35 protein-coding genes and 8 pseudogenes are annotated in these 26,102 nt (G+C 66.6%); 22 read left to right on the top strand and 21 right to left on the bottom strand.

Annotated features, from left to right (window positions below):
• Window positions 1–4: 4 nt before the first annotated feature.
• Complete coding sequence (locus K0H76_RS04215; RefSeq protein ID WP_258934584.1) at window positions 5–1,054, bottom strand: hypothetical protein; 1,050 nt, start codon at window positions 1,052–1,054, stop codon at window positions 5–7.
• 52 nt (window positions 1,055–1,106) lie between these two features.
• A complete protein-coding gene (locus K0H76_RS04210; RefSeq protein ID WP_258934583.1) occupies window positions 1,107–2,417 on the bottom strand; it encodes an endonuclease/exonuclease/phosphatase family protein in 1,311 nt (436 codons plus the stop codon).
• A 215-nt stretch (window positions 2,418–2,632) separates the two neighbouring features.
• On the opposite strand from K0H76_RS04210, the gene K0H76_RS04205 reads away from it, so the two are divergent.
• The 3 genes and pseudogenes from K0H76_RS04205 (at window position 2,633) to K0H76_RS04195 (ending at window position 4,750) form a co-directional block, all read left to right on the top strand.
• Window positions 2,633–3,175, top strand: coding sequence for a BCCT family transporter (locus tag K0H76_RS04205; protein ID WP_258934582.1), 543 nt, complete (start codon window positions 2,633–2,635; stop codon window positions 3,173–3,175).
• Window positions 3,172–3,468: pseudogene (locus K0H76_RS04200) on the top strand (BCCT family transporter); the annotation flags it as partial. The gene K0H76_RS04205 and the pseudogene K0H76_RS04200, both read left to right, overlap by 4 nt.
• An 85-nt stretch (window positions 3,469–3,553) precedes the next feature.
• Window positions 3,554–4,750: a BCCT family transporter gene (locus K0H76_RS04195; RefSeq protein ID WP_258934581.1), complete on the top strand. Its 1,197-nt coding sequence runs from the start codon at window positions 3,554–3,556 to the stop codon at window positions 4,748–4,750.
• Here K0H76_RS04195 and K0H76_RS04190 read toward each other — a convergent pair.
• The gene (locus K0H76_RS04190; RefSeq protein ID WP_258934580.1) at window positions 4,639–5,169 is read right to left on the bottom strand and encodes a LytTR family transcriptional regulator; all 531 of its coding nucleotides are present in this window, start codon (window positions 5,167–5,169) and stop codon (window positions 4,639–4,641) included. The two genes, K0H76_RS04195 and K0H76_RS04190, sit on opposite strands and share 112 nt — an antisense overlap.
• A 3-nt stretch (window positions 5,170–5,172) precedes the next feature.
• On the opposite strand from K0H76_RS04190, the gene K0H76_RS04185 reads away from it, so the two are divergent.
• On the top strand, window positions 5,173–5,418 hold the full coding sequence (locus tag K0H76_RS04185; protein ID WP_258934579.1) for a hypothetical protein: 246 nt from the start codon (window positions 5,173–5,175) through the stop codon (window positions 5,416–5,418).
• A gap of 56 nt (window positions 5,419–5,474) precedes the next feature.
• Here K0H76_RS04185 and K0H76_RS04180 read toward each other — a convergent pair whose 3' ends face one another.
• Entirely contained in the window at window positions 5,475–5,771 is a 297-nt protein-coding gene (locus K0H76_RS04180) for a hypothetical protein (protein ID WP_258934578.1), read from the bottom strand.
• Between the two features lie 459 nt (window positions 5,772–6,230).
• Between K0H76_RS04180 and K0H76_RS04175 the strand changes: the two genes are divergently transcribed.
• The 10 genes from K0H76_RS04175 to K0H76_RS04130 all read left to right on the top strand — a co-directional run bounded on the left by K0H76_RS04175 (window position 6,231) and on the right by K0H76_RS04130 (window position 10,951).
• Window positions 6,231–6,548 (top strand): DUF4212 domain-containing protein, encoded by a 318-nt coding sequence (locus tag K0H76_RS04175; RefSeq protein WP_258934577.1) that lies wholly within the window; start codon window positions 6,231–6,233, stop codon window positions 6,546–6,548.
• Window positions 6,545–7,282, top strand: coding sequence for a hypothetical protein (locus K0H76_RS04170; protein WP_258934576.1), 738 nt, complete (start codon window positions 6,545–6,547; stop codon window positions 7,280–7,282). The genes K0H76_RS04175 and K0H76_RS04170 overlap by 4 nt, the downstream gene beginning before the upstream one ends.
• Window positions 7,261–7,482: a hypothetical protein gene (locus tag K0H76_RS04165; protein ID WP_258934575.1), complete on the top strand. Its 222-nt coding sequence runs from the start codon at window positions 7,261–7,263 to the stop codon at window positions 7,480–7,482. Before K0H76_RS04170 ends, K0H76_RS04165 begins: the two co-directional genes overlap by 22 nt.
• A gap of 124 nt (window positions 7,483–7,606) precedes the next feature.
• Window positions 7,607–8,086: a hypothetical protein gene (locus K0H76_RS04160; RefSeq protein ID WP_258934574.1), complete on the top strand. Its 480-nt coding sequence runs from the start codon at window positions 7,607–7,609 to the stop codon at window positions 8,084–8,086.
• Complete coding sequence (locus tag K0H76_RS04155; RefSeq protein WP_258934573.1) at window positions 8,083–8,223, top strand: hypothetical protein; 141 nt, start codon at window positions 8,083–8,085, stop codon at window positions 8,221–8,223. The genes K0H76_RS04160 and K0H76_RS04155 overlap by 4 nt, the downstream gene beginning before the upstream one ends.
• 81 nt (window positions 8,224–8,304) lie before the next feature.
• A complete protein-coding gene (locus K0H76_RS04150) occupies window positions 8,305–8,586 on the top strand; it encodes a hypothetical protein (protein WP_258934572.1) in 282 nt (93 codons plus the stop codon).
• The gene (locus K0H76_RS04145) at window positions 8,583–8,816 is read left to right on the top strand and encodes a hypothetical protein (protein WP_258934571.1); all 234 of its coding nucleotides are present in this window, start codon (window positions 8,583–8,585) and stop codon (window positions 8,814–8,816) included. Before K0H76_RS04150 ends, K0H76_RS04145 begins: the two co-directional genes overlap by 4 nt.
• A gap of 51 nt (window positions 8,817–8,867) precedes the next feature.
• On the top strand, window positions 8,868–9,152 hold the full coding sequence (locus K0H76_RS04140) for a hypothetical protein (protein ID WP_258934570.1): 285 nt from the start codon (window positions 8,868–8,870) through the stop codon (window positions 9,150–9,152).
• Between the two features lie 451 nt (window positions 9,153–9,603).
• Window positions 9,604–10,491, top strand: a complete 888-nt coding sequence (locus K0H76_RS04135) for a hypothetical protein (protein WP_258934569.1) — start codon at window positions 9,604–9,606, stop codon at window positions 10,489–10,491.
• A gap of 145 nt (window positions 10,492–10,636) precedes the next feature.
• Window positions 10,637–10,951 (top strand): hypothetical protein, encoded by a 315-nt coding sequence (locus tag K0H76_RS04130; RefSeq protein ID WP_258934568.1) that lies wholly within the window; start codon window positions 10,637–10,639, stop codon window positions 10,949–10,951.
• Window positions 10,952–11,078: 127 nt separating this feature from the next.
• Here the strand turns inward: K0H76_RS04130 and K0H76_RS04125 are convergent, their stop codons facing one another.
• Window positions 11,079–11,330: a hypothetical protein gene (locus tag K0H76_RS04125; protein WP_258934567.1), complete on the bottom strand. Its 252-nt coding sequence runs from the start codon at window positions 11,328–11,330 to the stop codon at window positions 11,079–11,081.
• 104 nt (window positions 11,331–11,434) lie between these two features.
• Between K0H76_RS04125 and K0H76_RS04120 the strand changes: the two genes are divergently transcribed.
• The 3 genes from K0H76_RS04120 to K0H76_RS04110 all read left to right on the top strand — a co-directional run bounded on the left by K0H76_RS04120 (window position 11,435) and on the right by K0H76_RS04110 (window position 13,952).
• Window positions 11,435–11,914, top strand: a complete 480-nt coding sequence (locus K0H76_RS04120; RefSeq protein ID WP_258934566.1) for a hypothetical protein — start codon at window positions 11,435–11,437, stop codon at window positions 11,912–11,914.
• Between the two features lie 132 nt (window positions 11,915–12,046).
• Complete coding sequence (locus tag K0H76_RS04115; protein WP_258934565.1) at window positions 12,047–13,135, top strand: CocE/NonD family hydrolase; 1,089 nt, start codon at window positions 12,047–12,049, stop codon at window positions 13,133–13,135.
• Window positions 13,136–13,205: 70 nt separating this feature from the next.
• Entirely contained in the window at window positions 13,206–13,952 is a 747-nt protein-coding gene (locus K0H76_RS04110; protein WP_258934564.1) for a hypothetical protein, read from the top strand.
• Between the two features lie 96 nt (window positions 13,953–14,048).
• On the opposite strand, the gene K0H76_RS04105 is transcribed toward K0H76_RS04110, so the two are convergent.
• The 6 genes and pseudogenes from K0H76_RS04105 to K0H76_RS04080 all read right to left on the bottom strand — a co-directional run bounded on the left by K0H76_RS04105 (window position 14,049) and on the right by K0H76_RS04080 (window position 16,759).
• Window positions 14,049–14,351 carry a YigZ family protein gene (locus K0H76_RS04105; RefSeq protein WP_258934563.1) on the bottom strand — a complete coding sequence of 101 codons (303 nt, stop codon included), beginning with the start codon at window positions 14,349–14,351 and terminating at the stop codon, window positions 14,049–14,051.
• A 104-nt stretch (window positions 14,352–14,455) separates the two neighbouring features.
• Window positions 14,456–14,665, bottom strand: a pseudogene (locus K0H76_RS04100) (YigZ family protein); the annotation flags it as partial.
• 9 nt (window positions 14,666–14,674) lie between these two features.
• Window positions 14,675–14,815, bottom strand: coding sequence for a hypothetical protein (locus tag K0H76_RS04095; RefSeq protein ID WP_258934562.1), 141 nt, complete (start codon window positions 14,813–14,815; stop codon window positions 14,675–14,677).
• A gap of 186 nt (window positions 14,816–15,001) precedes the next feature.
• The gene (locus tag K0H76_RS04090; protein ID WP_258934561.1) at window positions 15,002–15,352 is read right to left on the bottom strand and encodes a hypothetical protein; all 351 of its coding nucleotides are present in this window, start codon (window positions 15,350–15,352) and stop codon (window positions 15,002–15,004) included.
• Window positions 15,349–16,321, bottom strand: a pseudogene (locus K0H76_RS04085) (beta-eliminating lyase-related protein). The gene K0H76_RS04090 and the pseudogene K0H76_RS04085 overlap by 4 nt, the downstream one beginning before the upstream one ends.
• A gap of 198 nt (window positions 16,322–16,519) precedes the next feature.
• The gene (locus tag K0H76_RS04080) at window positions 16,520–16,759 is read right to left on the bottom strand and encodes a divalent-cation tolerance protein CutA (RefSeq protein ID WP_258934560.1); all 240 of its coding nucleotides are present in this window, start codon (window positions 16,757–16,759) and stop codon (window positions 16,520–16,522) included.
• A gap of 345 nt (window positions 16,760–17,104) precedes the next feature.
• On the opposite strand from K0H76_RS04080, the gene K0H76_RS04075 reads away from it, so the two are divergent.
• From K0H76_RS04075 to K0H76_RS04065, 3 genes and pseudogenes are all read left to right on the top strand, one after another.
• Window positions 17,105–17,659, top strand: a complete 555-nt coding sequence (locus K0H76_RS04075; protein WP_258934559.1) for a BMP family ABC transporter substrate-binding protein — start codon at window positions 17,105–17,107, stop codon at window positions 17,657–17,659.
• 25 nt (window positions 17,660–17,684) lie between these two features.
• Window positions 17,685–17,978, top strand: coding sequence for a BMP family ABC transporter substrate-binding protein (locus K0H76_RS04070; RefSeq protein ID WP_258934558.1), 294 nt, complete (start codon window positions 17,685–17,687; stop codon window positions 17,976–17,978).
• A gap of 39 nt (window positions 17,979–18,017) precedes the next feature.
• Window positions 18,018–18,844 (top strand): annotated as a pseudogene (locus K0H76_RS04065) (undecaprenyl-diphosphate phosphatase).
• Between the two features lie 8 nt (window positions 18,845–18,852).
• On the opposite strand, the gene K0H76_RS04060 reads toward K0H76_RS04065, so the two are convergent.
• Complete coding sequence (locus K0H76_RS04060) at window positions 18,853–19,293, bottom strand: low molecular weight phosphatase family protein (protein WP_258934557.1); 441 nt, start codon at window positions 19,291–19,293, stop codon at window positions 18,853–18,855.
• Window positions 19,290–19,694 (bottom strand): metalloregulator ArsR/SmtB family transcription factor, encoded by a 405-nt coding sequence (locus tag K0H76_RS04055; protein WP_258934556.1) that lies wholly within the window; start codon window positions 19,692–19,694, stop codon window positions 19,290–19,292. Before K0H76_RS04055 ends, K0H76_RS04060 begins: the two co-directional genes overlap by 4 nt.
• A gap of 90 nt (window positions 19,695–19,784) precedes the next feature.
• Here K0H76_RS04055 and arsB point away from each other — a divergent pair.
• Window positions 19,785–20,897: pseudogene (gene arsB / locus K0H76_RS04050) on the top strand (ACR3 family arsenite efflux transporter).
• Between the two features lie 144 nt (window positions 20,898–21,041).
• Window positions 21,042–22,091, top strand: coding sequence for an NAD(P)-binding domain-containing protein (locus tag K0H76_RS04045; RefSeq protein WP_258934555.1), 1,050 nt, complete (start codon window positions 21,042–21,044; stop codon window positions 22,089–22,091).
• 53 nt (window positions 22,092–22,144) lie between these two features.
• Here K0H76_RS04045 and K0H76_RS04040 read toward each other — a convergent pair whose 3' ends face one another.
• From K0H76_RS04040 to K0H76_RS04005, 8 genes and pseudogenes are all read right to left on the bottom strand, one after another.
• A complete protein-coding gene (locus K0H76_RS04040) occupies window positions 22,145–22,342 on the bottom strand; it encodes a hypothetical protein (protein WP_258934554.1) in 198 nt (65 codons plus the stop codon).
• Window positions 22,333–22,515, bottom strand: coding sequence for a hypothetical protein (locus tag K0H76_RS04035; RefSeq protein WP_258934553.1), 183 nt, complete (start codon window positions 22,513–22,515; stop codon window positions 22,333–22,335). Before K0H76_RS04035 ends, K0H76_RS04040 begins: the two co-directional genes overlap by 10 nt.
• 146 nt (window positions 22,516–22,661) lie before the next feature.
• Entirely contained in the window at window positions 22,662–23,099 is a 438-nt protein-coding gene (locus tag K0H76_RS04030; protein ID WP_258934552.1) for a hypothetical protein, read from the bottom strand.
• Between the two features lie 42 nt (window positions 23,100–23,141).
• Window positions 23,142–23,219 (bottom strand): hypothetical protein, encoded by a 78-nt coding sequence (locus tag K0H76_RS04025; RefSeq protein ID WP_258935327.1) that lies wholly within the window; start codon window positions 23,217–23,219, stop codon window positions 23,142–23,144.
• Between the two features lie 130 nt (window positions 23,220–23,349).
• Window positions 23,350–23,466: pseudogene (locus tag K0H76_RS04020) on the bottom strand (glycosyltransferase family 2 protein); the annotation flags it as partial.
• Between the two features lie 17 nt (window positions 23,467–23,483).
• Window positions 23,484–23,957 carry a pyrimidine dimer DNA glycosylase/endonuclease V gene (locus K0H76_RS04015; protein ID WP_258934551.1) on the bottom strand — a complete coding sequence of 158 codons (474 nt, stop codon included), beginning with the start codon at window positions 23,955–23,957 and terminating at the stop codon, window positions 23,484–23,486.
• A 2-nt stretch (window positions 23,958–23,959) separates the two neighbouring features.
• Window positions 23,960–25,177: pseudogene (locus K0H76_RS04010) on the bottom strand (ferrochelatase).
• Window positions 25,178–25,190: 13 nt separating this feature from the next.
• Window positions 25,191–26,056 (bottom strand): annotated as a pseudogene (locus K0H76_RS04005) (prenyltransferase).
• Between the last annotated feature and the right edge of the window lie 46 nt (window positions 26,057–26,102).

The raw sequence follows: 26,102 nt of genomic DNA, 5'->3' as shown, positions 1-26,102 counted from the left end.
CGGTCTAGGACCCGACTTCTCGCAGCTCCTGGCCGTCCTCGTCGTCGGACTCGGCCTCTGCTGCGCGCAGCGCTCTGCGCTGGGCACGCTCCGACCGACCCTCGGCCTTCAGCGCCTTCCTGCGCTGGCGCCGCTCCCGGCGTTCGGCCCGGTGCTTATCGCGTTCGAGCCCTCGCCGAAAGTCCGCGACGAGTGCAGCGGGCGTCTCATCCGGCAGCTCGCCGAAGGTCTTGTGGGCACTGTCGATCACTCGTGAGCCCAGGGCACGGTTGCCGAGCCCGCCGACCGCGGCGCCGATGCCGAAAGGTATGGCGCGGGCGAACATGGACGAGCCTTGGCGCACGAAGAATCGCTTCAGGAACTGCCGCTTCAGCTGGTTGGCCACCAGATTGCCCATGGTCGAGGAGCCTGCAGAGGCCGAACCCCATGAGCTCAGCGGAACCATGGAGCTGATCGGCCCGGCTCCCCTGCCGCCTACCTGAGCGTTGAGCTCGGCCAGCAGTTTGCGGCCGTCATCGCCGAGCATCACGCCCATGACCAGTAGCTTGGCCTTCTGCGGGTCCTCGGTGGTGATTCCCGAGAGTTCTGCCATGGACTGGGCGTAGAGGGCGCACAGCTCCAGAAAGCCCCCTGTAGCGGCTGCGGAGATGCCGAGCGCAGCCGCAGTGCCCACTCCTGGAACAGCAGCTGTGGCACCGATTGCCGCCCCGGAGCCGGTGAGGGTGCGCTTGAACTCTCGGTCGAGCTCATGGGCGAGCTGCCGGTTGGTGTGGGTGGGGTGCGCTTTCCGGAGGCGGCGCAGGTTGGCCAGGACGACGGGCCGCTGAACGGTGACCGCTCGTGTGAGCCATTCCTCCGCCGTCGGTGTGAGGCGACCGTCCTCGGAAAAAGTCCTGCGGGAGACCATGCTGAGCCCCTTGGCCGCCGCGTAGCCAGCCGGCGGCGCTGCGCAGCACAGAGTAAGCGCCCTGCTTGGTGCTCGGCGACCTGCTGGGGACCGGCGGGTGATCCTGGGGTCGTAGCCGCCGGAGGGGATGATGCTCGTCGAGGCCATGCCCGGCAGTCTACGGGCCGCGCAGCTGGGGAGTCACCCCACCCAGGGCGTCTCAGTGCGGGGCGTGGACATCCAGCCAGACGAGGCGGTCGTCGAGGGCGTTCGAGGCGGTGGGGTCTACCGTCCTATGGCCGAACTCGCCGTCTCCCGGCCAAAAGACGCCTGACTGGATGAAGCTCAGCCCTGTCGAGGGCACGGCAAAGGACGCTCGCAGGTCCTCTCCGCCGCTCACCCACCGGGTGGCGGTCTCGTCAGTCTGCGAAGGTTCGCCCGGACGTTCGCTCACGTCGGTGTCGGTGACCGCTTCAGGCTCGGGGTCCTCCAGCGCCGGGTGGCTGGTCAGCTTCTCGGCCCCGGCGTCTTCATGGATGAACGGCTCCCCGACGACGATGGCGTGAGCACCGGGGCGCAGCCCGCCCTCGACTCCCTCGTCGTCATACAGATACCAGGCTTCAGAGGCCACATAGTCCGCCAGGAGCTGAGCGAAGTCCTCGGACCGAGCCCGATCCGCGGTGCCCGGCTCGTCGGAAGCCGCGGTCGCCGAAACGATGAGATGGATGGGCTCATGACCTTCGACGAGCACGGGAACGTCCCACAGGCTCGTTGTGGCCAGGCGCAGGATCGACTCCTCCGCCTGTGTGAAGCCCTCGTCCGAGAGGGAGGAGCCGGGCATGTCCTTCCACAGAAACTCCTGGAAAGTGCGAGCACCGTCAGTGTCGAGCGGCTCCTTGGAGAAGATGATCATCCCCTCCTGGCCCGGGTAGGAGCCGTACCCCATGGCGTCGCCGGAGCCTCCGACGGTTCCGTCTCCGTCGAGATCCACGCCGGAGTCCACACCCGAGTTCGTGGGGGCCGTGAACACGTGGGGGTAGTGCTTGCTGGACTGTCCGTTCTGACCGCTTGCGAAGTACTGGTCCTGCAGGATCTCGGCGATGCGGCCGTCCTCGTCGTGGCTGACCCCCGTGAGGACCAGCACATCCGGCTCATTGATTTGGACAGTCTCGGCCAAGGTCCTCGCCTGGCCGTGGTTCCCGCCCGCCAAGTCGCTGATGAGACTGTCGAGGGGATCGCTGCCCTCGGGATTCGAGGCAGTGAGCCCGGCATGCAGAGTCGCGACGCGGAGATCGCCGTCCTCGTTGGGCACAGCAGTGACCTCAGCCTCGGAGCCGGGCTCGCTGGAGGCAGGCTGGCCAGGTGTGGGGTACAGAGGGGTCAGCGCGGCGGCAAAGGACGCCTCCGGGTAGGCGCGATGAATGAGCCGCCGGAGCGGCCGCGAAGGTGAGGGCCACGACGGCGGCAGCAGAGGTGCCGCGGCGCATATCCCTCGAAAACGGCGCGCAGGAGCAGTAAAGCCTTCAGGCATGCCCCCACCGTAACGAGGTCGGCTCAGGGTGCCAACCCCGCTCCTCAAGATTTGAAGAAATGTTATAAAGCCGTGACGTTCCTGTTCTTGGGTCCTCGTGGACATTCCGGCCGCAATGTCCAGCTAGTTTTTAGTCCTTACATGTTGTTTTTTCCAGCAAGAGTATGGTGGGCGCGGGAGTGCATCACTGAACCAATGAGGAAGGACAGACAGCTATGGCTGTGGAGCCCGAGTCGAAACTCCGGGACTGGTCGCCGTCAGACGTCTGGCGGGGCCTGAACAAGCCCGTATTCATCCCTGCGGTGATCATCATCATCGCAGGCCTGATCTTCGCCACATGGTGGGGCGCCGAGCACGGCGGGGAGGGCTTCGAGGAGCTCAACAACACGGTGGTCGAGACCATCGGCTGGTGGTACGTGATCATCACCGCCGTCTTCGTCGGCTTCGCCTTCTGGGCCGGACTGTCCAAAGTGGGCAACATTCGCCTGGGCCGCGACGACGAGAAGCCCGAATTCGCTCTGGGGTCGTGGTTCACGATGCTCTTCGCGGCGGGTATGGGCATCGGCCTGGTCTTCTGGGGTGTCGCAGAGCCTCTCTGGCACTTCGTCGCACCGCCTGAGGCAACCGGAGACGCCACCAGCGAGGGTATGGCCACGCAGTCCGACATGATCGGATCGGCCTTCGGCGCAACGGCCTTCCACTGGGGCTCCACGCCTGGGCCATCTACGTCGTCGTGGGGCTGGGCCTTGCCTATATGACGTTCCGCCGCGGACGCCCTCTGTCCGTCCGCTGGCTGCTCGAGCCGATCTTCGGCCGCAGGCTCATCGAATCCTGGGTCGGCCACCTGATCGACATCGTCGCCATCACGGGCACCGTCTTCGGCGTCGTGACCTCTCTCGGCTTCGGCACGCAGCAGATCGCCGCAGGGCTGGGCTTCATGGGCTGGGTCGAGGACGGCTCAGACCAGTTCCTGCTCACCATGGTCGTGGTGGTGGTCATGGGGATCGCCACGATTTCGGTCATCACCGGCGTCAACAAGGGCCTCAAATGGCTCTCCAACACCAACATGATCGCTGCAGCCTGCCTCGCACTGTTCGTGTTGGCGGTAACCGACCCTCTTCCTCCTGCAGTCGTTCGTGGCCAACATCGGCGAATACATTCAGATCTTCCCGCAGATGCTCTTCGAGTCCTCGATGGACTACGCCGGATCCGGCGGGGAAGGGGTCACGGAGGACGGCGGCCTGCTGGGCTCATTCTCCGTGGACTGGACGGTCTACTACTGGGGCTGGTGGATGTCCTGGGCGCCCTTCGTCGGCATGTTCATCGCCCGCATCTCCCGGGGACGCACCATCCGCGAATTCGTCCTGGGCGTGCTGCTGGCCCCCACCATGGTGGGGCTCCTGTGGTTCTCCATCTTCGGCGGCACCGGCCTGTGGTTCCAGATCACCGAGGGCACGATGGTCAGCTATGACGACGAGGGCGCTGCCGAGATCGGCACAGAGGAGTCCCTCTTCCTGATGCTGGAGCAGCTGCCCATCGCGTCCATCGCTTCGGTCATCGCCATCCTGATCGTCACGCTGTTCTTCATCACCTCAGGTGACTCGGCATCCCTGGTCACCGATGTGCTCTCCTACGGCGGACGCACCGAGACCCCGAAGCTGACCAGGACGTTCTGGACCGTGCTGATCGCCATCACCGCGATCGTGCTGCTCTCCGCGGCGCCCGATCCCGAGGCGTCCATGACCGTGCTGCAGATGTCGGCGATCATGGCAGCAGCACCTCTGTCGATCGTCTATGCGCTCGCAGTGATCGCGATGCTGCGCCTTCTGCTCTTTGAGGGGCGCACCTCATCGAAGTACGTCCGAGTCCGCCACCACGCCACGAAGGCGGCCATGGTCAAGGCCGCTCGAGAGGCGGCTTACGCAGAGAATGGCACCGCGGTCCAGCGCAACCTGCTCAGCCTGCTCAATAAGCAGGCGACCTCCCTGCGCACTCTGTTTGGCGGCGCATCTGCGACGCTTGCAGGCCTTCCGGCGCGCTCCAGCGAGCGGAAGCTGGCCGAGGGCGTCGCCAATGACGATCTCGTGCTGGCCATCCAGGACGTCCCAGGCCAGGCCACCACCGTCAACACGGAGACGGGTGTTCTGGGCTGGAACCGAGAGCTTGGATATCGCGACCCGCTGCCGGACACCGAGTTCGATTCCGAGGAGTACGCACAGTCCTACGAGGGCTGGGAGAGCGAGTCCGAGGAGTTCTTCGACGAGACTGTCGCCACGGGGACGATCGAAACGGTGGAGCCGAACACGAAGCCGAAGGACGAGAACAGCTCGTAGCCTTCGCCCTCAGTCAGGCGAAAGAGCCCGCCCCGGGTCTCCGGGGCGGGCTCTTTCGTGCAGGGCGGTGCTTGCCCTCTATTCAGGCGAGGCAGTCCGCGTGGCCGGGACGCCCAGCCGAGCACGGAGATCGCGTGCGCGTCGGCGAGAGACCCCGACGCGTGAGCGTTCGCGATCCCCATGATCAGCGTCAGGGAGCCGCCGAAATCGGGAGTGAGCTCCCGGACCAGATGCAGGTTCACCAAGCATGAGCGGTGAGCGCGGAAGAAGTGGTCAGGGAGCCTCCGCTCGAGCTCAGAGAGTGAGAAGGAGACCAGGTGCCGCTCGTCGCCGAGCTTCAGGCGCGCGTAGCCGCCTGCGGCGTCGGCAAAGACGATGCGTGAGGCGTCGACCAGCACTGTCCGCCCCTGCCGCTGCACGGGATGCGGACCGTTTCGGCCTCGGGCTCGTGGCGGGGAGCAGCGGGAGTCCCGCTCTGCTCTGCGGTGATCAGCACATTGGCGCCGAGGCGATCGAGCAGAGCCATCGCCTCTTCGGCGCAGCTGACCTCCCTGATGATCTCTACGCCCCGAGCGGGGCGAGGAGCGGCGCAGCCGGTGCCGGGTCAGGGGGTCCCGGTCGAGGATGAGAGCTCGCGCGCCGGACATCACGCCACGGCCTTCTGGTAAGCTTCTCCCAGCCGCGGATCATGCGAACCGCTGCGTGCAGGAGCAGCGCCACGGCGCTAGGCAGAGAGCACCAGGCCCATGCCGGGAAGGAATGACCCCACGCGGTGGCGGCGGAGGCGCTGAGGATGTTCCACACCTGCCATCCGACGACGAGGCCGGTCAGCCCCGGCGATGAGAGCATGCGCGATGGCCAAGCGCCTGCGCGGGAAGAACCCGCTTACGAGCGCCAGCACGCCCATGCAGATGGTGACGATGCCGGGGCCGTCGGTGCCGCGCAGGACGAAGGCTTCGCCGATGATGTCCTGGGTGAGCGTGACGTAGACCCAAGGGGAGAACGTGGCGATGAGGAGCATGAAGTAGCGCCGAGCATGGCGAAGCTCCCCATGTGGAAGACGCCGAAGCCGTCTCGGCTGCTTACTTTGAGGCGCTGGGCCACGCTAAGCGAGTCCCTGCAGCTCTGCTGCGGACTGGATGCTGCTTAGCGTTCTGTGCTTTCGAGGTTTTGACTGCTGTGTCGCTGCCATGGCCTCAGACTAAGGTGAGGCACATCACATAGCTATGTTTTTGCTGGGAATCGTCGATGAGCGGCAGTTTTCTGCCCCCGAGTGGTGGTCAATCCCGATCAAACGGCACAGGACCCTTCTGCATGAGCCACTGAAGAGTTCTCAGTGACCGCTGAAGGAAGAGTGGCTTCCGTTCACGCCTCTCAGCTTGTGACTGCAATCACATTCAGTGTTCTCTAACTGCAGGCCCTGACGCAACAGTGCGCTGGGTAACGCACGCACCACCCTTGTGAAGAGAAGGAGATCACTATGTCCGACGTGGACCAGCATCAGGAGGTAAGCAGTCCGCCGCCGGACCTCAGCTGGCGGAAACGCTATTGGAAGAAGAACGTGAGAGTGCTCGTCGTCCTCCTGAGCATCTGGGCGTTCGTCTCACTGGGCCTGAGCGTCCTCCTCATCGAGCCGCTGAACAACTTCGAGATCCTCGGCTTCCCGCTGGGACTGTGGTTCGCCCACCAGGGATCCATCATCACCTTCATCCTGATCACCCTCGTGTACGCCGTCTGGATGGACCGCATCGACTCAGAATTCGGCGTCTCAGAGAAGCCCGGAGGTGACAAGGCATGAGCGCTATGCAGTTCTGGACCCTCTTCTTCCTCATTCTGACCTTCGGCATCTACATCGTTATCGCCTGGCGGGCACGCGTCAGCCAGTCGAAGGACTTCTACGTCGCCTCCCGCGGCGTCTCCGCCATCACCAACGGCGCGGCCGTCGGTGCTGACTGGATGAGCGCCGCGAGCTTCATCGGCATGGCAGGCATGGTGGCCTTCATGGGCTCCGACGCCTCGGTCTACCTGATCGGCTGGACCGGCGGCTTCGTGCTGCTGGCTCTGCTCCTCGCGCCGTACCTGCGCAAGTGGGGCAAGTTCACGGTTCCTGAGTTCGTCGGCGACCGCTACTCGGACTCCGTCCGCGTCGTGGCAGCAGCCTGTGCGATCATCGCCTCCTTCACCTACGTGGTCGGTCAGATGACCGGCGGCGGCGTGGTGTTCGCCCGCTTCCTGGGCCTCCCGGCGGAATGGGCCGTCATCGTTGCGGCAGCTGTCATCTTCTTCTACGCCGTCCTCGGCGGCATGAAGGGGATCACCTACACCCAGGTGGCCCAGTACATCGTGCTGATCACCGCCTACCTGATCCCGGCAGTGGCTGTCTCGCAGAGCCTCGGCGGCATCCCGATCCCCAGGTCACCTTCGGCCAGATCCTCAGCGAGCTGGACGGACTCCAGAGCGACTTCGGGCTCAACGAGTTCACCGATGCGTTCGGCGGACGCCCGGGCGGCATGCTCGACGTGTTCCTGGTGACGCTGACCATCATGCTCGGCACCGCCTACTCGCCTCACGTGATCATCCGCTTCTACACCACTCGAACGGTGCGAGGGGCGCGCTACTCGGTCTTCTGGGCCCTGTTCTTCATCGGCATCCTCTACCTGACAGCTCCTGCCGTCGGCGCGTTCACCAAGCTGAACCTGCTCCGCGGCGCACAGGGGCTCCACGGCGGATGAGCTGCCCAGCTGGATCGAACCGTGGTCGACCGCCGGATACGTCACCCTGAACACTGACGGCATTATTGAGACCGTCTCGAACCAGGCCGCCTCCGGCGCTGACCTCATCGTCTCCAACGACATCATGGTGCTGGCCTCCCCGGAGATCGGCGGACTTCCGGCTCCGATCATCGGCCTGATGGCTTACGGCGGCATGGCAGCGGCGCTGTCCACCGCGGCCTACCTGCTGCTGGTCATCTCCTCGGCAGCCAGCCACGACATCTACTACCGGATGATCTCCAAGGAGCAGGCATCCAACGCCAAGCAGATGCTCGTGGCCCGCATCGCCATGGGTGTTGCAGTGGTCATCGCTGTGATCGGCGGCCTGAACCCTCCAGGCTTCGTCGCCCAGGTGGTGGCGCTGGCCTTCGGCATCGCAGCGTCCACACTGCTGCCGGTGCTGATCCTCGGCGTGTTCTGGAAGAAGGCCAACGCCAAGGGTGCCGTCACCGGCATGCTGGCCGGTCTGATCTTCTCGGTCAGCTACATGATCTACACCCTGGAGATCTTCGGGACGGCCGCCAACGATCACGTCTTCGGGATCTCCCCGAGGGCATCGGTGTGATCGGCGCAACGATCAACGCCGCCCTGATCATCATCATCTCGCTGGCCACCAAGCCTCCGACCCCGGAGATCCAGGAGATGGTCGAGGAGATCCGCTACCCGCAGGCCCGTACGGCTGACCAGGTCATCGGCTCCTGACCCACCCTCAATGAGACCTGTGGGTCCAGCTCCTCACCCAGGAGCTGGACCCACAGTCGTCTCGTCCCCCTGCTGTCGGAGGTGTTCGTCGGCCCGTGGTTTGATGGGCGCATGGCACCGGAGCTTCCCGCACGAGTCCGACTGAGCCGGTCCGGACTCACCGCGACGCTGGAGCATGACTCGATCACCGAGTCAGGCGTCGTGCTGACGATCGGAGCCGCCGAGCAGTCGCACGTCGAGGCTCAGGACCCGGCTTTCCTGCTCCACGACTATCTGCGCAGGATGCGCTCGGTGCTCACCGCCTTGGAGGCCTCTCGGGGCAGCGGGCTCGGACCGCTCTGCACCTGGGCGCCGGTGCGATGACCCTGCCCCGGTGGCTGCTCGTGACCTGGCCCGGCATCGAGCAGACGGTGGTCGACTATGAGCCGGAGCTCGTCGCCTTCGTCCTCGAGCATCTGCCGATGGCTCCCCGCCGAGGAGCATCGTCGCCGACGCGGCAGAGGCGCTCTCCACGGACCTCAGGGACGCTCAGTTTGAGCTCCTCGTCATCGACCTTTCAATTCGGCCCAGGCACCGCCGCACCTGACCAGTAGGCGTTCTTCCGCCAGGCGCTGGCTGCCGTCAGGAGCCCCGGGACTCTGCTGATGAACTTCGGCGACGACGCCGACCTCACCTTCGCCCGCAGGCTGGTCACCTCGGTGCTTGCCGCTGCCGACGGCGACAGCAGCCGGATGCTCCTCTCCGCCCCGCACGAGGTGATGAGCGGATCCGCCGAAGGCAACCTCATGCTCGCGGTCGACTCCGCAGGGTTCGCCGACGCGGAGGTGCGTCGCATCCGCGCGGCAGGGCCCCACCCGGGAGACGCCCTGAGCGGCCAGGAGCTCGAACAGTGGCTCGACGACGAGGACGTCTGTGCGGCGCGGACCTGAACGAGCCGCCCTGCCCCATGTCATGACCAAGCGCTAGGATCAGTGTCACAACCGCAGACAGACGACTTCAGGGGTAAGCATGTCCGAGACGCAGCAGCCGTACGAGCCTCAGGGCCAGCGCCCCGAGAATCACTGGAGCAGCACCGAGCCCACGAGTTCACGGCCTGCATGGCTTCTGCCCGTCCTCGTTCTGGGAGCGCTCGTGGTGCTCGCTAAGCGGCGTCATGGTGGCCATCGTGGGCTGGCTGCTCCTGGGCGGCGACGACGAACCCCAGCCAGAGGCGGTCGGTGACGAGCAGGAGGCCGAAGCCCAGGACGATCAGGCTGAAGACGAACCGGCTAACCAGTCCCCCACGCCGCCGCCGAGGGCTACCTGCAGGCCCTGGCCGCGGGCGACCTCTCGGGCGCGGAGGATCACTTCTCAGGCTCTTTCGGCGACTTCACCCAAGAGATGCTGGACAGATCGCTGGAGATCGCTCCCGTCGAAGACCTCGAGATCGCGGAGGCGCCTTCGGAGGACAGCTACACCGACGAGTACAGCGTTCCGGTGGACTACACGTGGACCGTCGGGGGTGAGCAGCACTCCGGCTCGATCGACACAGTCCAAGATTTCCAGTCCGAGACGTGGGAAGTGGACGACATCTACGCGCTCACCGCAGTGACTCTGCCGCAGAGCGGCGGCGACCTTGAGTACACCGTCAACGGCGAAGGCGGGCACGGCGATCGTGCGGAGCTGGTTGCCGGACTCGCCTATGAGGTCGATGTCGACCACGAGAACTTCGAGCTCGCGGCCGAGCAGTCGAATGACGAGGGCTGGTTCGTCCTCGAGGCCGACGACTGGGTGACATTCAGCTCGACCGACCTCGCCCTCACCGAGGAGGCTGAGGAGATGTGGCGCGATCTGATCATCGCCGACGTCGACGAGTGCCTCGATTCCGGGGAGGCCGCGCCCGGGTGCGGGCTCGACATCGTCTATGACAACGTCGACATCGAAGAGGGCTCAGTGCAGCGCAGCATGAGCACCAGCAGCCGTCAGAGCCTCGAGAGCATCGAACCCGAGATCGACTACAACAATCCCAACCTCGTGGGCACATGGATCAGCGGCGTCACCGTGGACACGCTGTTCGAGGGCACCGTGGACGGCGAACGCAGCATCTACGAAGTCACCATCGGCCCGGAGCTTCGTCTGGATGACCCCATCGTCGACATGACCGATGAGAGCCCCGAGGTGACGTGGGAGGGCTACGGCGCCTCATGGGACCCCGACAGCGGCGAGGAAGCGCCGGATGATGAGCCCGACGAGGAGAGCGAGTTCCTGCCCACGGGCATGCTGCAGTAGAGGCCCGGCCTTGGAGGCGCCGCGGCCCTCCGAGGCCGTGTTCAGCCGTTGCGGAGAGGCCCGCCAGTTCCGGGTGGGGTTCTGTTCAGCGGGGTGGGGTTGGCTTCCACAGTCATCGAAACCACCGAACGCGCAAGGAGCCTCATTGGGCCGCAACATCTTCGTACTGGGTCTGGACGACCTGAACCATCGAGCGCTGCAGAAGCTGCCCGGCGCCGAGGAGTACACCTTCCATCAGCTGCTCACCTTCGATGAGCTGCAGGACTCCTCCCTCACCGTCACTGGACTGCTGGAGAAGGCCGAGGACCAGCTGAACGGCTTCGACGGCACGATCGACGGCATCGTCGCCTACTGGGACTTCCCCGCCACCGCGATGGCCCCGGTCCTCGCCCAGAAGCAGGGACTCCCCTCCGCCAACCTCAAAGGCATCGCCACGGTGGAGCACAAATACTGGAGCTAAGCTCGAGCAGCAGCGCGTCGCCGACGAGGAGATCCCCGGGTTCGGGCTCGTCGACCTCAACGGTGCTGACCCCGCCCTGCCGGAGGGAGTCAGCTACCCGGCATGGATCAAGCCCATCAAATCCACCTCATCGGAGGGCGCATACCGCATCACCGACGACGAGTCCCTCAAGGCCGCCCTCGAGGAGGAGCGCCAAGCCGTGAACCGGCTGGGAGGCGGCTTCAACGAGATCCTCGAGCGGCTGGACCTGCCCGCCGAGATCGGCGGCATCGGCGGAAGCGCCGCCATGGTGGAGGAGGAGGCCTCCGGTTCGATGCTCACCGTGGAAGGCTTCAGCTACGAGGGCGAGGTCGAGGTGTACGGGGTCATCGACTCCCACGTCTACGACGGCACCTCAAGCTTCCTCCGGTACCAGTACCCTCCCAGCTCCCGGAGGATGTCCAGGAGCGCATCGTCAGCGTCTCAGAACGCGTCATCGAGGCAGTGGGTCTGCACCACAGCACCTTCAACATCGAATACTTCTGGGACGCTGACGCGCAGAAGCTGCGGCTGCTGGAGATCAATTCGCGGCATTCGCAGTCCCACGCCCAGCTCTTCCAGCTGGTGGACGGGCGTCCCAACCACGCATGCATGGTCGATCTGGCTCTGGGCCGCCGTCCCCAGATGCCGGCGCAGAACGGCGAGTTCAAGGTGGCGGCCACCTGGTTCCTCCGGCACTTCAAGGACGGCTGGATCCGCCGCGCTCCCACCTCGGAGGAGGTCAGGGCCATCGAGGAGAAGTATCCCGGCACGACGATCCAGGTCGACAAGGGCGAGGGACGACGGCTCTCCGGCGACGTCGCTGAGGACAGCTACAGCTTCGCGCTTGCTGAGATCTTCACAGCAGGGCAGTCTGAGGACGACATGATCGAGACGTACAACAAGGTAGTCGACGAGCTGAACTTCGAGATCGAAGACCTCTGAGGAGTCCCTTTTGCACACTGTCACAGAACTCCCCACCAGGTCGAAGAGACCGAGAACCTCTTCATCACCCTCTCTGACGGCACGCGCCTGGGTGCACGGCTGTGGAAGCCCGCCGACGCGGAGGGCAGCCCGGTGCCCTGCATCGTCGAAGCCATCCCGTACCGCAAGCGGGACATGACCGCCGAGCGGGATTCGGTCCACCACCCCTATATGGCAGGGCACGGCTACGCGTGCCTGCGTGTGGACCTGCGCGGCTCCGGCGACTCCGAGGGCGTGCTGGAGGACGAATACCTTGAGCAGGAGCTCCAGGACGTCGAAGAGGTCCTGGCGTGGGCCGCCTCCCAGCCGTGGTGCTCAGGACGCACCGGCATCATGGGCATCTCGTGGGGCGGCTTCAACGGCCTGCAGGTCGCTGCCCGTCGCCCGGAGTCACTCGGCGCCGTGGTCACCGTGGCCTCCACGGACGACCGCTACGCCGACGACGTCCACTACATGGGCGGCCTCATGCTCACGGACAACCTGTCGTGGGCATCGACCATGTTCGCCTACACCACATGCCCGCCGGACCCGGACGTGGTAGGCGACCGGTGGCGCGAGATGTGGCGCGACCGCATCGAAGGCTCCGGCCTGTGGCTGGAGAAGTGGCTGCAGCACCAGCGGCGGGACGACTACTGGAAGCACGGCTCCATCAGCGAGAACTTCCAGGACGTCGACGTTCCCGTCTTTGCCGTCAGCGGTTGGGCCGACGGCTACTCCAACTCGGTGTTCCGGCTCGTCGAGAACCTCGACTCGCCCACCCGCGGCCTCATCGGCCCGTGGAGCCACAAATACCCTCACCAAGGGGAGCCGGGCCCGGCCATCGGCTGGCTGCAGGAAGTCGTCGCCTGGTGGGACCACTGGCTGAAGGACAAGACCGACAATGGGGCGATGGACGGCCCCGAGCTGTCGGTGTGGATGCAGGACACCGTCGAGCCTGCCACCGCCTACGACGAGCGGCCCGGCCGGTGGGTCGGCGAACCGTCGTGGCCCAGCCCGCGCATCGACGAGGTGCGACGCCCCCTCAGCCGCTACGGGATCCTCGAGCCCGGCGAGTCTGAGGACAGCCCTCCGGTCAGCATCCAATCGCCCCTGACCGTCGGCCAGTTCGGCGGAAAATGGTGCTCCTACAACGCACCCCGGACCTCCCCTACGACCAGCGGGAGGAGGACGGCGGTGCGATGATCTTCACCACCGAACCCCTGAACGAGCGGGTCGAGCTGCTGGGGCGCCCGTCGCGGAGCTCACCGTCGAAGTGGACAAGCCCATTGCCCAGGTGGCAGTGCGCCTCTCCGACGTCGCCCCCGACGACGCCGCCACACGGGTCAGCTACGGCGTGCTGAACCTGAACCACCATGACGGCCATGACAGCCCGCAGCCCCTGCAGCCGGGCGAGAAGCGCACCATCCGTGTGCAGCTCAACGGCATGGCGCAGTCGTTTCCGCCCGGCCACCGGCTGCGCCTGTCCGTGTCCACCTCCTACTGGCCAGTGGTGTGGCCGTCGCCTGAGCCGTTCCGGCTCACGGTGCACCCGCAGGAGTCGGCGCTCCTGCTGCCGGAGCGGCCGGTCTCCGAGGAGGAGGACTCCGCCCTGACCCCCGTCTTCGGCGAGCCCGAGGGGACGCTTACTCTGCCGGTCAACCAGGTCGTTCCCGGGGAGAAGGACTGGAAGGTCTCCCGAAGCCTGGTGGACCTCTCCGGCGCCCTCGAAGTGGTCAAGGACCTCGGTGTCGTCCACCTTCCGGACATCGACCTCAACCTGACTCGCCGCGCCTTCGAGAAGTACAGCTTCGTCGACCGGGACTACGACTCGGTCCGCGGCGAGACCGTGTGGACCATGGGCTTCTCCCGCGGGGACTGGAGCACCGAGATACGCACCAAGACGGTGCTGACCTCCACCCCCACAGACTTCCACGTCTACGCCGAACTGGACGCCTACGAGGGCGAGGAGCGGTTCGCGTCCAAGACCTGGGAGACCACCATTCCGCGCGATCACGTCTGAGCCCTCAGGCACGCGGGTCCTGACGGCCCCGCTGATCTCAGTCCGGCGAGTCGATCCACTCGACGCCTAAGAGGGTCAGCGGGGCCGTTCCGCCTGTCACGGCCGCCGCATGAGCGGCGAGCTGATCAGCGGCGGCGCCCGCATCCAGGGCCGACAGGCAGATGACGGCAGTGCCCTCCGCGGTGTACTCCACCCCGCGATGCGGGCTCCGCGCCGTCGCAGCTCGTTCTCCCACTGACCGGAGAGAGCCGGAGGCGCCTCGAGCGTGAAGAGCCGCTGCCGCGAACGAGTGACGAACGCGCTGCGGGCCTGGTCCAGGGCCGCGCGAGCGGCATCCGAATAGGCGCTGACGAGTCCGCCGGACCCCAGCAGGGTTCCGCCGAACCAGCGCACCACCACCAATGCGACGTCTGAGAGGTCGCCCCGCCGCGCGCGGTGTCAGCTCTGGTCAGAGCCTCAAGCATCGGAGCGCGCGCGGTGCCGGACGGCTCACCATCATCGTTGGCGCGCTGCACTCGGCGCTCCGGCCCGATGACCCAGGCGGAGCAGTGATGGCGGGCCCCGGGGTGCTCGCGCCTCAGCTCCTCCACCAGGCTCTGCGCCTCCTCGGCGGAATGGACCCTGGTGAGCACCGCAAGGAAGCGGGACTTCTTCCGCTCCACCTCAGCGGCGGCGCGGAATCCTTCACGGAGAGCCGTGTACTGAGCATCCATGCGAACCCCTCAGCCGTTGCTCTCAACGGCCCGCCAACGGCGGTACGCGATGACCGTCAGGACGATCACCACAGTCCATGCCACGAGGACCGGCAGTGCGGTCATTGCGGTGGGCTCGGCGGCGAAGGCCCCGACGGACACGAGGGACACCTGACCGGGAATGATGCTGACAAAGCTGGCGGTGAGGTATATCCGCTGCCGGACGCCGAAGGCCCCGCGCCGTAGTTCACGGGCCAGTAGGGGATCCCGGGCATCAGGCGGAGCATGGTGATCGCTTCGAAGTTTAAGCGCGGCCGAGATGGCCCACGAGGCGTTCCCGATACCGCCCCAGCATCCTCAGCACGGTTCGCTCCCCAGAAGCCGCGCCAGCCAGTACGCGCCCCAGGCTCCGAGCGTCACCCCGATCACCGCGACGATGCTGCCCAGCGCCACCCCGTAGAGCACGCCGGCGGCTGCGGCCATCACGGTCACAGGAATGGGAGTCAGCCCCACGGCGGCGTAGAGACCGATGAAGGCGAGGATGCCCAGCAGGCCCCAGTCTGCCGCCATCTGCTGCAGGGCGTCCACGGAGGGAAGGTCGACGTTGAAGACCAACCAGATCATGAGCAGCACGACACCGCCCAGGGCGGCGTTGCGCAGCAGACTCAGCCATGCAGGCTCTGCGCCGTCCCCCGCCTCAGAGGTCATCGGGCGGCGCCGGACACCGCATCGACGAGCGCATCCACATCCTCCGGGGTGGTGTCGAAGGAGCACATCAGACGCACCAGGCCAGGGCGGCCAGGCCAATCGTAGAAGTGGAAGGCCTCGCGCGCTCGACTCTTGGCCTCCGGGGAGGACGGCAAAGACGACGTTGGCCTGCGTCGGGAGGTCCAGGCCCACCTCCGGGATCTCCTCCAGCCCACGGCGGAGCCGAGCGGCCATCGCGTTCGCATGTGCGGCTGAGCGGTGCCAGAGGTCACCCTCATAGAGCGCCAGCAGCTGTGCGGACAGGAATCGCATCTTGGAGCCGAGCTGCATGTTCGTCTTGCGCAGATACTCCATGCCGAGTGCAGCATGCGGACGCAGCACCACCACCGCCTCGGCGCCCATAAGACCATTTTTGGTGCCGCCGAGGCTGAGGACGTCCACCCCGGCGTCGGCGGTGATCTCGGCCAGGCTCGCACCCAGGTGCGCAGCCGCGTTGCCGAGCCGGGATCCGTCCATGTGCAGCACCATGCCGTAACGATGCGTGCACTCCGCCAGCGCGCGGACCTCATCCGGCGTGTAGCAGGTGCCGAGCTCGGTGCTCTGCGTGATGGACACTGCCAGCGGCTGAGCCCGGTGCGGGTCGCCCCATCCCCAGGCGCGCCCCTCGACCAGCTCCGGTGTGAGCTTTCCGTCGGGCGCATCGAGGGCGAGCAGCTTCAGCCCTCCGGTCTTCTCCGGAGCGGCCCCTTCGTCGTTCTGAATGTGTGCGGAGTAAGCGCAGATGACGGCGCCCCACCGCGGCAGCGCGGCTTGGAGGCCGATGACGTTGGCCCCCGTGCCGTTGAACACCGGATGCACCTCAGCCTCCGGGGCGAAGAGGCGGCCGACGAGCTCCTTCAGCTGAGCCGTCCACGGATCGTCGCCGTAGGCAGGGGCGTGGCCGACGTTCGCCTCAGCGAGAGCGGCCATCACCTCAGGGTGGGCCCCGGAATAGTTGTCGGAGGCGAACGTGCGCCGGTGCTGATCTGTGTCGGGGAGGGAAGAGATGCTCACCCTGCGAGTCTAGGCCGAACACAATCAGGCGGGAGTGCTCAGCGCGTCTCGGACGAGACCCAGTCGAGATAGCCCTCACTGCCGTCGGTGATGGGAAGCACGATGAGTTCGGGCTCATCGTAGGGGTGCTCCCGGGCGATCAGCGACTTCAGCGCCGACACCGCGCGAGGCCGTTTTGCAGGTCAGGAGCTGCTCAGGAGAGCTCTGCACTCCGTCCCATCGGTAGTAGCTCCGCACCTGCGTCACCTGAACGCAGGCGGCGAGGCGCTCCTCGATGATCCGTCGGGCCAGCGCTTCCGCCTCAGGCTCCGAGGAGACGGTGGTCTGGACGGCCGCGAAAAGTTGCTCATGCATCTCCTCAGTATGGCCCGAGAGGCGGGGCTGATGCGGCAACCGGCGCGGCGGCCTCTCCGGCAGAGGGTAGACTCTCCGACCGGGACGGCGAGGAACGACGTCGTCCTATCACTCGAACTTCCCACTGAGGACCCCTAATCACATGATGCCCAAAATCTCTCGCGCCGGAACGGTCATGGCGGCGGCGAGCATTCTGACTGTCACTGCCTGCAGCTCGGCTGCGGAGGAGCAAGTCTCCGAAGACCCCAGGTCCGTCCTGCCGACGCCGACTACGGCGCGTGCCTGATCTCAGACTCCGGAGGCTGGAACGACGAATCCTTCAACCAGTCCGCCTATGAGGGCCTGATGCGCGCGGTGGAGGACCTCGAGATCGGCTACGACGAGGCGGAGTCCACCTATGAGTGGGACTTCGAGCCCAACATGGAGGAGATGCTGGAGGCGGAGTGCGACCTCATCTTCGGCATCGGCTTCAACCTGCAGGAGACGCTGAACACCTCGGCCGACGCGCAGCCGGACACCGACTTCGCCCTGGTCGACGACGTGTTCGCCGACGAGCATGAGAACGCCAAGGCACTGGTCTTCAACACCGGTGAGGCCGCGTACCTCGCCGGCTACCTCTCCGCCGGCATGTCAGAGACCGGAACGGTCGGCACGTGGGGCGGCATGCCCATCCCGTCGGTCACGGTGTTCATGGACGGCTTCTCGGACGGCATTGATCGCTACAACGAGGACAACGACGCCGACGTGGATCTCGTCGGCTGGGACAAGGAGACGCAGGAGGGGTCCTTCTCCGACGACTTCGCCGACCGTGCGCAGGGTGAGCTCGTCACCGAGCAGCTGATCGCCTGGGGCGCGGACATCATCATGCCCGTAGTTACCAGTCCGGCCTGGGGCCGGTGACCCGATCGCGGATGCCGGCGCAAAGATGGTGTGGGTCGACTCGGACGGGTACATGTCCACCCGATACGGCGATGTGGTGCTGACCTCCGTCATGAAGAAGATCTCGGAGGCGGTGTACGACACTATCGAAGAGGGCGAAGCGGACCAGTTCGGCAGTGAGACCTACGTCGGCGACCTCGAGAACGAAGGAGTGGGGCTGGCACCCTTCCACGAGTTCGAGGACGATGTGCCGCAGCAGCTCGTCGACGACCTGGACAGGCTCCGTGAGGAGATCATCTCGGGCGAGACTGTCATCGAGAGCGAGAACGCGCCCACATAGGCGGTCTTCGGAGGGCCCGGCCAGGAGTAGTCTCAGCAGGTGCAATGGATCGAAGCGATCATTCTGGGCCTGGTGCAGGGCCTCACCGAATTCCTCCCCATCTCCTCCTCGGCCCATCTGAGGATCGTCGGAGAGTTTCTGCCCAGCGCAGCGGATCCCGGGCGGCGTTCACCGCCATCACCCAGCTCGGGACCGAGGCGGCGGTCCTGGTGTTCTTCTGGCGCGACATTCTCCGCATTCTCGGTGCGTGGGGCCGCGCAGTGCTGGGACGCGGTCCCCACAGCTCCCCGGACGCCCGGATGGGCTGGCTCATCATTGTCGGAACGATCCCGATCGTGGTGCTGGGGCTTCTGCTGGAGGACTACATCATGTCCACCTTCCGCAGCCTGTGGCTCGTGGCCACGATGCTCATCGGGTTCGGAATCCTGCTGGGGTTCGCGGACAGGATAGGCAGCCAGCGGAAGCCGCTGGAGCGGCTGAGCGTGCGTGACGGTGTGATCTTCGGCTTCGCTCAGGCGTTGGCCCTGGTGCCCGGGGTCTCACGCTCCGGCGGAACGATCACCGCGGGGCTCCTGATGGGATACACCCGTGAGGCCGCCGCTCGGTACTCGTTCCTTCTCGCGATTCCGGCGGTGTTCGGCTCAGGCCTCTATAAGCTGATGGGCTCGTTCGGGGACCAGACGGGGCCGTACACGATGGGGCAGACGATGCTGGCCACGGCGGTCGGCTTCGTCGTCGCCTATGTGATCATCGGCTGGTTCCTCGCCTACGTGTCGAGGAACAGCTACGGCCTGTTCGTGGGCTACCGCATCCTGCTGGGCATCAGCGTCTATGTGATGCTGAGCTTCGGCATCATCAGCGCCTGATCCGCGGCTCAGGCGGCCCTGTCCGACAGCAGCTGGTCGGTCAGCCTCTCGGTCCGAGCACGGATATCGTCTCGCACGAGCTCCATGCGCTCACGGCCTTCGATGCCGCGCTCGGATGGCTCGTCGGTCTCCCACCGCTCGATCGTGACGCCCTCGACCTCGGGGACCTCCGCCTCTGCGCCTAGGATCACGACCCGCCCGGCCTCCTGCATCGCCTCGGGCGTCAGCTGCGTGGGCGTGCGGTCGGCGATATCGACGCCGACCTCAGCGAGGACCTCTGCTGACAGCGCGTTCACTGCGCTTCCCGGCTTCGTGCCGGCGGAGGCGACCCGCACCGCGTCGGACTGGCCGCGCTCTTCGAGGCCCTTCTCGAAGAGGCCTGCCGCCATCTGCGACTTGCCTCCGTTCTTCACGCAGACGAACAGGACGCCCGGAGTGCTGCTGCTCATACGTTCACTGTCTCCTTCGAGGGTTGGTCGGCACGGTCGTCGACGACGGTGCCGGGCATCAGGCTGCTGAGGGTCTGGCTCAGCTCCTCCAGGAGCCTGGCACCACTGGAGTAGTAGGACCAGGTTCCGCGCTTCTCGCGGGTGAGGTACCCGGCGTCGACGAGGATCTTCAGGTGGTGCGAGACGGTGGGCTGCCTGAGGCCCACAGGCTCCGTGAGATCGCAGACGCAGGCCTCTGCGTTCTCCCCGGCCGCCACGAGTGAGAGCAGAACGAGCCGGTTCGGATCGCTCAGCGCCTTCATCCTGGAGGCGACCTCCACAGCAGTGTTCGCATCCACTGCGGGATGCCCCGGAGGGACACTGCGGCACTCGGCAGGCTGCGGCTCGCCGTTCTGTGCCATGATCGACCTCCTTGGATTGACGAACATCGATGTTTAAGAGAATACTCTCATATCGACACCCATCGATCTAGATGAAGGATCCGGCTTCTTATGAACCCCACCCCGGTCGACACAGCGCCCGTGGCCGCACGGCTGTCGCTGCTGGACAGATTCCTGCCGGTCTGGATTCTCGCAGCGATGGGACTTGACTGCTGATCGCCGTCGTCGCTCCATGGGTGGGGCAGGCCCTCCACGCCGTCGAGGTGGCTAAGCGTCTCGGTGCCGATCGCAGTCGGACTGCTGGTCATGATGTACCCCGTCCTGGCCAAGGTGCGCTATTCCGAGACCCATCTGGTGCTGCGGGACAGGAAGCTCCTCATCACCTCGCTGGTGATCAACTGGCTCCTTGCTCCGGCGTTCATGTTCGCTCTGGCCTGGATCTTCCTGCCCGACCTGCCCGAATACCGCACCGGGCTGATCATTGTGGGCCTCGCCCGCTGCATCGCCATGGTCCTGATCTGGAACGACCTCGCGTGCGGCAACCGTGAGGCCGCCGCCGTCCTGGTCGGCATCAACTCCGTCTTCCAGGTCTTCATGTTCGGCGTCCTCGGCTGGTTCTACCTCCAGGTGCTCCCCACGTGGCTGGGCCTGGAGACGACGACGGCGGAGTTCAGCATCTGGGCGATCACGGTCTCGGTGCTCGTCTTCCTCGGAATACCGCTGGCGGCAGGCTTCCTCACCCGCGTCGTCGGCGAGCGCCGCAAAGGCCGCGCCTGGTATGAGGAGCGGCTCCTGCCGAAGCTCGGCCCGTGGGCGCTCTACGGCCTTCTGTTCACCATCGTCGTCCTCTTCGCCCTGCAGGGTGAGCAGGTGCTCAGCCAGCCCTTGGACGTGGTGCGCATCGCACTGCCGCTGCTGGTCTACTTCACGGTCACGTTCATCGCCTCCATGGCGATCGGCTGGATGCTGAGGATGGGATACGAGCGCTCCACCACGCTGGCCTTCACCGCGGCGGGCAACAACTTCGAGCTGGCGATCGCGGTCTCGATCGCGACCTTCGGCGCCGCGTCCGGGCAGGCGCTGGCCGGAGTCGTCGGCCCGCTCATCGAGGTGCCGGTCCTCGTCGGCCTGGTCTACGTGGCCCTCTGGGCCCGCAAGCACTTCCACACCGCGGGCGAACGCGGCCAGCGCGTGATGGCCCACACCCCGCCCACCACTCTCTGAAGGAGCGAGCATGAACGAGCAGCTGCCCGTCGCAGTCGTCGGGGCCGGGCCTGTGGGGCTCGCAGCTGCGGCTCACCTGATCGAGCACGGCATCGAGCCACTCGTCTTCGAAGCAGGCGAGCACGCGGGAGCGGCCGTCAGCCGGTGGGGGCACATCCGGCTCTTCTCCCCTGGCAGTACAACCTCGACGCCGCCGCCCGCCGGATGCTCGAGGCTGAGGACTGGACCTCTCCTCGGCCCACCGCTCTTCCCACCGGAGCCGAGCTCGTCGAGAACTATCTCACGCCGCTGGCGGACACCCCCGAGCTGCGCGGGCACATCCGGTGGGGCACTCGCATCACCGCCATCGCGCGCACCGCCGCGGCGGAGGGCGCCGGAGCGTTCCTGCTCAGCGGCGATCAGCACGGTGCTCCGACGCAGGCGCAGGCCCGGGCGGTGATCGATGCCTCCGGCACATGGGACAGGCCCAACACGCTCGGCGCCCCCGATGCGCCGGTTCCGGGTGAGGACGACCCGAGCGTCCAGCGGCACCTGCTCGGAGCCCTGCCCGATGTGCTCGGCCGGGATCGCTCTCGGTGTGCGGGTCGACGGGCGCTCGTCGTCGGATCGGGCCACAGCGCCGTGAACTCGCTCCTCAGCCTGGCCGCGCTCAAACGGGAAGAGCCCCGGACGCAGATCCTGTGGGCCATCCGCGGACATGATCCCGAGCGCACCTACGGGGGCGGGGAGGCGGATCAGCTGCCCGAGCGCGGGGCGCTGGGGCAGCGTCTGCGCCGTCTGGTGGAGAGCGAGAAGGTGGAGCTCCTCACCGCAGCCGGACTCGACCGTCTTCACAGCGACGCAGGGTCTCTGACCGTCACGTTCACGGACGGCCGGACGGCGAGCGTCGACTCGCTCATCTCTGCGACCGGCTTCGGCCCGGACCTGGGCCCGCTGAGCTCCCTGGAGCTGGATCTGGACTCTCAGCTTCTCGCGCCCCGATCGCTGGCCCCGCTGATCGATCCGGCCATCCACTCCTGCGGCACCGTGCCCGCTCACGGCGCGGACGTCCTCTCTCACCCGGAGGAGGGGTTCTTCATCGCGGGCATGAAGTCATACGGCAGGGCGCCGACCTTCCTGATGGCCACCGGCTATGAGCAGGTCCGGTCCATCGCAGCGGAGCTCGCGGCGCGGACTCTGCCGCTCGCGACCTGAAGCTGCCGCGCACTGGGGTGTGCTCCGGCTGAAGCGGGCCTTCAGAGGTCGGGTCAGCGCTCGATGCGCGTGAGGCGGCAGCGCAGCACCACGTACCCGGCGAACAGGGAGCCGAGTCCTCCGGCAGCCATATCGCCGATCGTGTCCGCGTAGGTGACGTAGATGTCTTGGGTGACGTATTCGAAGCCCACCCATTCGACCATCTCCCACAGGGAGGCCATGGCCAGGCCCAGTGCGACGGTCAGGCCCACGGTGGCGATGGGGCGCGGGTCCCCGGCTGCGGGAGCACGCTCTGGGTCACGAGGAAGGCGTGCAGCGCGGCGGCGAGCACGCCGTTGAGGACGAGGTGGACGACGATGTCCCACCACCAGATGCTGGTGTACAGGTCGAACACGTTGCTCCAGGCCGCGATCAGCAGCGTCACGGAGACCGTGATGTCCAGGAGGGCCGCAGGCCGATGAAGCGGGGCGCGAAGACCCCGGCAGGGCGAAGGCAAGGATTCCGGCGTCGGTCACCTCAAAGAGTGCAAACGCGAGAATGACTCCGAGCACACCGATGACCCGGAGGGCATCAGCGGCGGTCTCGGCGTAGGTCTCCGGCGGGCGCAGGAAGCGGTCCATCATCGACGCGGCGGTCTGCGGCGGCAGGGTCATCGGGACGCCCCTGCCTCAGGAGCCTCGTCCACCGGCGGGGAGGGAAGTCCTCCGGCCAGTGGATCGTGACCGTGCGCATGCCTCTGCTGAATCTCTTCATAAATGCTCGCCCATCGTAGAACGGTCGCATGGACATGCCCATCACCGAGGCTCCTCGCAGGTATGCGACGCGGTGCTCTGCGCCGATGTGGAAGGAGAGGTCCATATCGTCATGTATCTCCTGGTCGCTCCGGTGCACACCGTCACGCACCTCTCGCCACGCAGCGCGCCGGATGCCCATGTTGGATCCGAAGAGCGGCCGATGCCCCAGGGCGGCGGATGAGACGGCGACATAGGCGCCCAGGTAGCAGGCCACCAGCGGTCGGCGCAGAGCAGCGGGGCCGTCATAGAACTGGGCTTACCCGGTCAGCGCCGCTGCCCGCGGGTGCTCGTCGAACCCTGCCGCCATCTCTTCGATCCACAGGACCGGCGGGATGCAGTCCGCATCGAGCCGGAGGATGAGATCCCCGGAGGCGGCATCGTAGCCGCATGGCGCTGGCCGCGGGAATGCCGGGCTCCTCGCACCGCACCACCCTCGCTCCGGCAGCCTCGGCCACGGCGGCGGAATCGTCGGAGGACCTGTTGTCCACCACTATCACCTCATCGGCGGGGACCGTCTGCTCGGCCAGCGATGCGAGGCATACGCGCAGCAGTCGAGCATCGTCCTTGCAGGGAATGACCACGGAGACGGTGCTGGAGCTCACGCGCGCTCCCAGTCGGTAAGCCGCCCGGAACCACGGTGAACAGGGGTGCGCCGGCGGATGCTCGCGTCCGGCCCCGACGGGTCCCGCCACGAGGGCGTCGGCGGCTTCGAGCCGCTCCGGGAGCGCGCGGCGATCTTGGCCCGCAGGTGCTGCCACTCAAGATCGAGCTGACCGGCGGTGACCTCGATCGGCGACGGATCAATGCCGCATGGCGGCGCTCTCAGGAGGTTCGGCGATGCGGTAGGCGTCGAACCTGTAGCCCTGACCACCGCCTCCTCCCGCACCCCGTGCAGGAAGGCGACGATGGCCTGCACCGGCTCCGGATGCTCCCGGAACCGGTGCAGCTGCGGGTGGCGGGTGTACCCGCGCGTTCGGCCCAGCAGCACTGCTTGGGCGAGCAGGGCCTCACGCCAGGAGGCGATCAGTCCCTGCCGGTCCAGGGCCGCAGGGTGCAGAGACCACAGGCGCACCGTTAGGGCTTGACCCCGGACGCGGCGGGCTTGAAGCCGAGCCGGACGTTCTCGCAGCATCCGGGGCGGCAGACGTCGAACCAGGGGCCCAGGTCTGTCGTGTGGGGGCGCTGGTCCACCGGGGTGGCCTGCATCCTCTCCTCGATGAGGTCCACGACGCTGGAGACGAAGTCTGCGTGGGAACCGGGCGTGGGGGTGCGCACTGCGTGCAGGCTTACCTCCTCCGCTGCTTCCATGGCCTCCTCATCGAGATCCCACATGACTTCCATGTGGTCGCTGAGGAAGCCCAGGGGAACCACGGCCACAGCCTTGGCCCCTTCGGCGGGAAGCTCGGCGATGCGGTCGCAGACGTCGGGCTCCAGCCACGGCTGGGAGGGCGGGCCGGAGCGTGACTGGTAGACGAGCTCCCACTGGGTCTCGGCGCCTACTCTTCCCTCCTCGCGCAGCTGGTTCATGATCTGCCCGCCCACGGCCAGGTGCTGGGCGGCGTAGGCTCCGCCTTCGCCCAGGCCGAGCTCCTGAGGACCGGACCGCTCAGCATCGGCGGTCGGGATCGAGTGGGTGGCGAAGAGGACGCGGATGTCCTCGGGGCGACCCCTGATCCGAGAATCCCTTCAGCGCATCGGCGACCCCGTCGGCGAAGGGCTTGACGAAGCCGGGAACGTCGAAGAACTGGCGCACCTTGTCGATGCGGACCTTTCCTTCGAGCCCGTTGTCCAGGATCGCTCTCGCGAAGTCCTCGCGGTACTGGCGGCACGAGGAGTATGAGCTGTATGCGCTGGTCGCCACTCCCAGAATCCGGGTGTGGTTTGCGTCGGCGGCCTCCTTGACCTTCTCCTCCAGATAGGGGGCCCAGTTTCGGTTGCCCCAGTAGATGGGAAGGTCGAGGCCGCGGCGGCGCATCTCATCCTCGATGGCCTGGCGCAGCTGGCGGTTGTGCTCGTTGATGGGGCTCACGCCGCCGAAGTGGCGGTAGTGCGTGGCCACCTCCTCGAGCCGCTCGTCCGGGATGCCTCGGCCGCGGGTGACGTTGCGCAGGAAGGGGATCACATCGTCCTGACCCTCCGACCGCCGAAGCTTACGAGCATGATGGCGTCGTACTCCTGCGGGACCGTCACGTGCTTGGGTCCGTGGAGTGAGGCTTCGCTGGCGAAGGGGACCTGGGTGGTCTCAGACTCGCTGCTGTTCGCAGCGGCTGAGCTCAGACCGTTCTCTGACATGGTGCCTGTCCTTTCATACTGCGCTTGGGGCGATTGTTCGGTGTTCAAGAAGCAGGAGCGTCAGTGCAGCCCCGGCCACGTAGTTGATCCAGAGGAAGTGACGCCACCCGCTGTGCGCTCGGGCGGCGGTCTCGTCGGTGAGTCGGGCGTGGGCGCAGCCGCCAGAAGATAGGGCAGGGCGAGCAGGCTTGCGAGCGCCCAGGGCCAGCCGGCGCCGAGCATCAGCACCCCGGCCGCAGCCCACAGCGCCAGGGAGATTCGGACGGTGAGGCGGGCGCCGAGCGCTGTGGCGATGGAGCTGATGCCGCATGGCGCGGTCCGGACCGATGTCCTGTACGGCGCCGAACGCGTGGCTGGCCATGCCCCAGAGGAAGAAGGCTCCGAGGGCGCAGGCGACGGCGACGCTGACCTCGCCGTTTACCAGTGCAACCGCGTAGGCGGCGGGCGTGACGAAGTGCAGGCTGGAGGTGACCGAGTCGAGGACCGGGATCTCCTGGTGCGCAGCGGCGGGGCGGAGTAGGCGACGACGGCCAGGAGGCTCACCGCCAGCACCGCCCAGGAGGCCGGGTTCCCCAGCGCGACCAGCACGATGACGAAGGGTGCGGCGAGCACCCCGCTGGCGATCAGTGTGGGCCGGTGGAGAGAGGTGTCGAGCAGCGCCCCTCGGCACCGCCCTTGCGAGGGTTGGCGAGGTCGGAGGCATAGTCGAACACGTCGTTGATGCCGTACATCGCCAGGTTGTACGGGATGAGGAAGAAGAGGGAGCCGACGATCAGCTCCGCGCCGACGTCTCCCCGGCGAGCAGCCAGGCGGCGGCGAAGGGTAGGCCGTGTTGATCCAGCTCAGCGGGCGGGAGGAGCGGAGCAGCTCAGCGATCATCGCGCTCCCTGCGGATCCGAGGGGCCTCAGCAGGACCCACAGCGCT

Origin of the sequence: Nesterenkonia pannonica, assembly GCF_019575955.1 — a bacterium.
Classification (GTDB): Bacteria; Actinomycetota; Actinomycetes; order Actinomycetales; family Micrococcaceae; genus Nesterenkonia; species Nesterenkonia pannonica.
Note: the sequence above shows the minus strand (reverse complement) of the source record. Positions and strands in the feature narration are given on the sequence as shown.